The following is a 3,515-nucleotide window of genomic DNA, read 5'->3' as shown; positions in this document are numbered from 1 at the left end:
CGACATCGCCTCGGTCTATATCAGCGAGATCAACAAGGGCGTCGCCGACACCGGAATCAAAGCCGGCATCATCAAGTGCGCGACCGGCAAGGGGCAAGTCACCAAGTACGAGGATATGTGCCTGCGGGCGGCGGCGCGCGCGCACAAGGCGACCGGCGCGCCAATCACCACGCATACCGAAGACGGTACGATGGGCCGCGAGCAGCTCGAGATTTTCGCGTCGGAAGGCGCCGACCTGGCCCGCGTGATCATCGGGCATAGTTGCGGCTCGTCGGACTTGAGCTATCACGCGGCGATGCTCGATCGCGGATGCATCCTAGGCTTCGACCGCTTCGGCCTGGACTTCCTGCATCCTGACAAGCTGCGGCTGGCGGCGCTGATCGGGCTGCTCGGCGTCGGATACGAAAATCAGCTCGTGCTATCGCACGACACCGTCGCATGCTGGCTCGGACGCGGCCTCGACATGACGCCGGAGACAGCCAGGCTGGTCGCGAACTGGACGCCGACACACGTCTTCAAGAATATCGTGCCGGCGCTGAAGCGGGCGGGAGTGGGAGAGGCTAAGATCCGTACGATGCTGGTAGAAAATCCGCGCCGGTATTTCCAGAATTAATTCTGCCGGCGCGAATTTTCGTTCAGCAGGTTTCCGAGTACTTCGAACTCAGCCGTTGTCGTTGTCGTTGGCGGGAGTGCCCGTCTCCACCGACGCTCGCCATTTGTCGGTTGCTTCGATCGTGAAACGCCAGTCGCTGCCCACGCGGAAAGCAGGCAGCAGATTTTTCTTGAGCATCCTGTAGATGGTGGATGGATGCACCCGCAGATAGTTAGACACTTCCTGCACCGTCAGAACCTTGTTTTCCATGTCGTTGAAACGGTCCATGTGGCTCCTTCGCGTTACGCGGTTTCTAGACGGCCCTTCCCGTCCCTTGACCATGTACGGGCTGCAACAGCCCCGCATACGCTACTCAATACATACTAAACACGTCATAGATACGCCAAGTAGTAGGATTGGGTTTTCGTGATAATAAGTCACGTAGAGAACACAATTAGTCATTGCTTTCCGGATTTCTCCGGAAACTCGTGCTGAGCCCTAGCTCAGGGGTGACAGGATGTCATCAAACGCGAGACTTTTTGTCAAGGAGTGACCAAGGCGGTCTAACAGCACGAATTCGACCGCGCCCGCGGCGCGTTTCTTGTCGAGGCCGAGTGCGCGGATAAAATCGCCGCTCCGCCATCCCGCAGGCATCGCAGTCGGCAGGCCGGCCCGTTCGATCAGGCGCCTCAGCCGCGACGCTTCGTCATCCGGGAAACCGGCGTACCTGCTCGACAACCGCGCCGCCGCGACCATTCCGATCGCAACCGCCTCGCCGTGAAAGTAACTGCCGTAGCCGGCGCTCGCTTCGATCGCGTGGCCGATGGTGTGGCCGAAGTTCAGCGTCTTGCGCAGACCGCCTTCGCGCTCGTCGGCACCGACCACGGCGGCCTTGTGCGTCAGCGATCGCGCGACGACTTCCTCGAGCAAGTCGGGCCGGCGTGCGAGGATCGCGTCGAGCTCGCGCTCCAGCTCTGCGATCATCGGCGCGTCCATAATCGCGCCGTACTTGATCACCTCGGCCAGGCCCTCGCGAAACTCGCGATCGGGCAGCGTCGCGAGCGTCGTCACATCGGCGACGATTAGTCGCGGCTGGTAAAACGCACCGATCAGGTTTTTGGCGTGACGATGGTTAACTGCGGTCTTGCCGCCGAGCGCGGAATCCACCTGCGCGACCACGGTGGTCGGCACTTGCACCAGCGGCACACCGCGCATGAAGGTTGCAGCCGCAAATCCCGCCAGGTCGCCGACCACGCCGCCACCCAGCGCGAACACCGGACTGTTGCGATCGAGCCTGGCCGCGGTCATCCGGTCATAAAGCAGCTCGAGCGTCGCCAGAGATTTGGAAGCTTCGCCCGGCGGCACCGAAATTACGACCGGCGCGAAACCACTTTTGCCAAGCGCATCGGCGACCCGCGCCGCGTAAAGCTTCTCGACCGTCGCGTCCGTAACGACGGCGCAAGTGCCCGGCTTCAATCCGGCGGCGCGAGCGAATTCGCCAAGCTGGTCCAGGATGTCCGCGCCTACATGAGCGTCGTGCGAAGCGGGCCCAAGTTCTATGCGGATGGTTTGCATCTCTATGCTTGCGGAAGAACTCGTCGCGCGGCGTGTGCGCCGAAAGCGCCGATTACGTGATCCGCCAGTTGCTCGACCGTCAGGTCCGAGCTGTCAACTTGAACGTCGGCGCGCGCGTAGGCGTCCGCTCGCTCAGCCATCAGCTCTTTCACTCGCACCAAAGTGGGCTTACCACCTTCGGTCAATTTCGGGCGCCTGGTTTTCGATCGTTCGACGCGCGCCGCGACGACCTCAGCGCGCGCCGTCAGGCAAACGATCACGCCGACCCGCTTGAGCGCCACGCAATTCGACTCATCCACCAGCACGCCGCCTCCGGTCGAGATCACTTCGGGAAAAGGCCCGTGGCAATGGGGGCATCGCCGCCGATCGCTCGTCAGATGCGCGACCACTTCGCGCTCAAGCCGCCGGAAGTGCGCCTCGCCGTGATCGGCAAAAATCTGCGCGACCGGTTTTCCAGCCCGCGCAACGATCACAGAATCCACGTCGACAAATTCCCACCCCAGCCGCCGCGCCACCAGCGGCCCCACCGAGCTTTTCCCGGTAGCCATAAATCCCGTGAGAATCAGTTTAGGCGTCATTTGCGTTACAGCGCCGAATCGCGGCCGCGCAGTGTTCTAATTAGAAAGCTTTGCATAACCTGGCAAGGATTTCTTCCCCTCTCCCGTAAGGAAGCCTTTGCGTATCCCGGCCCGAAATTTCTTCCCCTCTCCCTGTGAGAGAGAGGATCAAAGGTGAGGGTCCGACTACAGCGCGCATCCTCCGCGCGCGATTCAAGATTCTGCTCCTATCCTGAATCCCGTCCGCCGAAGTTATGCAAAGCTCTCCTGTAAGCGAGGCTTCGCACAACCCGGCCCGGAGTTTCTTCCCCTCTCCCCGCAAGGGGATTAATCGGATGTCGACAGTCAGGCCGACTTCCCTATATTTTCTGTTCGACAGGCCGGATTCTACCGTTAGCAGTCTCGATTAGGGCGTTCTATGATGAGCCGCCCTTTTCACTGGAGACGGTCGCCGATCCCTATGAAGAATTTCGATTCACGTACATACAACGTAAACGATTTTCTGGAATGGGACAGGACGAAACGACTTGTTTTGAACGCCTTCTTTCAGCGAAGAAACGTCTGGAATCCAAAAGCAAAGATGTTCCTGATGGATACAATCTTTCGCGGTAAGCCAATTCCAAAGATTTTTCTGCGACAGCAGATCGATGTCAAAACCAAGCAGTCCACGCGCGAGATTGTGGACGGCCAGCAGAGAGTCAGAACGATTTTATCTTTCGTTGGCGACCAATTTGCTGTCAGCAAAAAAATGAATACCGAATACGGCGGTCTTAGGTTCAGCGAGCTTCCGC

General features: G+C 59.6%; 5 protein-coding genes. 2 read left to right on the top strand and 3 right to left on the bottom strand.

Going from position 1 to position 3,515, the window contains the following annotated elements:
• Window positions 1-613, top strand: a 613-nt coding sequence (locus VIW95_RS08125; RefSeq protein WP_414645274.1) for a phosphotriesterase family protein, incomplete at its 5' end; no start/stop codon positions are given.
• A 48-nt stretch (window positions 614-661) separates the two neighbouring features.
• Here VIW95_RS08125 and VIW95_RS08120 read toward each other — a convergent pair.
• From VIW95_RS08120 to VIW95_RS08110, 3 genes are all read right to left on the bottom strand, one after another.
• Window positions 662-880 (bottom strand): helix-turn-helix domain-containing protein, encoded by a 219-nt coding sequence (locus VIW95_RS08120; protein ID WP_331585218.1) that lies wholly within the window; start codon window positions 878-880, stop codon window positions 662-664.
• Window positions 881-1,090: 210 nt separating this feature from the next.
• Window positions 1,091-2,167 carry a 3-dehydroquinate synthase gene (gene aroB / locus VIW95_RS08115; RefSeq protein ID WP_331585216.1) on the bottom strand — a complete coding sequence of 359 codons (1,077 nt, stop codon included), beginning with the start codon at window positions 2,165-2,167 and terminating at the stop codon, window positions 1,091-1,093.
• 2 nt (window positions 2,168-2,169) lie between these two features.
• On the bottom strand, window positions 2,170-2,745 hold the full coding sequence (locus VIW95_RS08110; protein ID WP_331585214.1) for a shikimate kinase: 576 nt from the start codon (window positions 2,743-2,745) through the stop codon (window positions 2,170-2,172).
• Window positions 2,746-3,184: 439 nt separating this feature from the next.
• Between VIW95_RS08110 and VIW95_RS08105 the strand changes: the two genes are divergently transcribed.
• Window positions 3,185-3,515, top strand: a 331-nt coding sequence (locus VIW95_RS08105) for a DUF262 domain-containing protein (RefSeq protein WP_331585212.1), incomplete at its 3' end; no start/stop codon positions are given.

It is taken from the genome of Binatus sp. (SeqCode) (genome assembly GCF_036522015.1).
Classification (GTDB): domain Bacteria; phylum Desulfobacterota; class Binatia; order Binatales; family Binataceae; genus Binatus.
The sequence above is the reverse complement of the archived record's forward strand: the minus strand, read 5'-3'. Positions and strand labels throughout refer to the sequence as shown.

Bases quoted from the DNA above. Each gene is read 5' to 3' on its own strand.
- VIW95_RS08120 (WP_331585218.1), bottom strand. From the start codon at position 880: ATGGACCGTTTCAACGACATGGAAAACAAGGTTCTGACGGTGCAGGAA.
- aroB (WP_331585216.1), bottom strand. From the start codon at position 2,167: ATGCAAACCATCCGCATAGAACTTGGGCCCGCTTCGCACGACGCTCAT.
- VIW95_RS08110 (WP_331585214.1), bottom strand. From the start codon at position 2,745: ATGACGCCTAAACTGATTCTCACGGGATTTATGGCTACCGGGAAAAGC.